Source organism: Steroidobacter sp., from assembly GCF_016790065.1.
Classification (GTDB): Bacteria; Pseudomonadota; Gammaproteobacteria; order Steroidobacterales; family Steroidobacteraceae; genus Steroidobacter.
Genome location: NZ_JAEUPY010000446.1, coordinates 1 through 1,740 on the forward strand (window position 1 = coordinate 1; position 1,740 = coordinate 1,740).

At 59.6% G+C, this 1,740-nt stretch carries 2 protein-coding genes; both read right to left on the minus strand.

The features are described 5' to 3' along the window. Positions 1–756 (minus strand): LysR family transcriptional regulator (locus tag JNL55_RS18780; protein ID WP_293857065.1); only part of this gene is annotated, 756 nt, incomplete at its 3' end. Positions 757–770: 14 nt separating this feature from the next. Next, positions 771–1,740: TonB-dependent receptor domain-containing protein (locus JNL55_RS18785; RefSeq protein ID WP_293857068.1), on the minus strand; the 970-nt coding region annotated here is incomplete at its 5' end.

Below are 1,740 nucleotides of genomic sequence, written 5' to 3' on the forward strand. Positions count from 1 at the left end.
CCAAAGGCGCGGCCCACTCAGCTCAAGATCTTCGGCCACGCCATGAGCGGCGAACCAGCTTCGCCAGCGATCGTAGTTCTCCTCACGCAACAACTGATGAGCCAGCAAATCTCTCGGCTGTCGGATCTGCATCACACGTGCGAGATAGTCGCGACTGGCCACACTAATAACCCGGGCTCGCGCAATATCAAGTACTTTGTAACCTGGCCGCTTGGCGGCGGGATCACCATAGTCGGTGACGAATCGGAACTCGACATCTGCGTAGTGAGCAGGTGCATCGAAGCTGCGATCCGCAGGACACACTTCGACATCGATATCGGCGTTGTCTCTCTCGAAGTCAGCGAGCCGCGAGGATAGCCAGTTCAACGCCAACTCCGGCGTGCAACGAATACACAAGCGTCGTTTATTGCCCTTGCGCATCACGCCTAGCGTCGCATTCGCTATCGACTCGAGGGCATTGGCAATCTGCCGATGATATCGAGCGCCGTCTTCAGTCAGCGACGCCCCGCTAGGCGTACGCTCCATCAGCTTCGTGCCGGTCCATTCCTCGATCGTTCGCAAATGCCGGCTTACGACCGCGTGATCGCGATTTAGGTACTCCGCTGCGCGCCGGACGCCGCCAAACCGGGCGACGGCATCGAAGGCGCGCAGCGACTCGAATGGAGGCAAGGCCTTGCGTGGCGGCGGAGACGCGGGCGCCGCGGCCGGCGCTGACTCACCAATCATCTCGGGCTCAACTCTTTGCTCCGCCAGCATGGCTTCTCCCAATATTAATAGCGAACCGTGTACGTGATCGTGCCGGTGCGCCCCACACCCTGAACATACTGGGCGTTGTTGACTTGGCGCTGCGAGGAGAGCGTGAAGTAGTCCTCGTTCAACAGATTCTTCACACCAATACCGAGTGTCCCACCCAAGAACGGGAACGACGTTGTCAGATCCACCAGCGTATATCCTTCGATCTTCGCCCGCCCGGAAATGGGCCGCGGATCATTCGGGAAACGATTGATGGTACTGGCGTTCATCAGCTGCAACCGCACAGTCCAATCAGGCAACGGCAGGTAGTCCACATAAGCCGTGAGCTTCGGCGGACCGATGCGCGTCGTATCCAGGCGCTCATCGAGCTCTCCATCGCCATTCAGATCGCGCAGGCCACCGGTGTGCGTGTAGGTCGCGCCGGTTTTGATGTTGTCGGTCACCGTCCAGTCGAGCGTGGCCTCATAGCCATCCACTTTCTCATTGGCGCGGATGACTACGAACGTGCCGATGGCGTAGGTCGCACCGAGATTGGACTTGGAGATGAACGTCGCGAAGCTGCCCTGCACCGGGCCAACGTGCGCGCGAATGCCGACTTCGTAGTTATCGATCAGCTGTGCCTTGGGACTGAAGGCCTCGACCGAACTCACCGTGGTGGTGCGCAACGAGCCACCGATGTCAGCCACCGAGAAACCTTGGCTGTAGCCCGCGAACAAGCTGATATTGTCCGTTACGTCAACGACCGCACCGAAATTGAACACCGTCTCCGAGTATCCGAGCGTCCCGCCTTCGACACGCCTCCCGCCAGGCAAGGTCACCGAAGCGGGAATCGTCGTGAACGTGGGAATGTCCAGTGAGAGATCTTCATAGCGCACGCCACCGCGCAACTTCAGCCACGTCGTCACATCCAGCTCCGCCTGTACGAACGGCGCGTAGCTGGATTGCTTCATCAACGGTGCATACAGTCGGCCATCGTTCAGCGGCTGC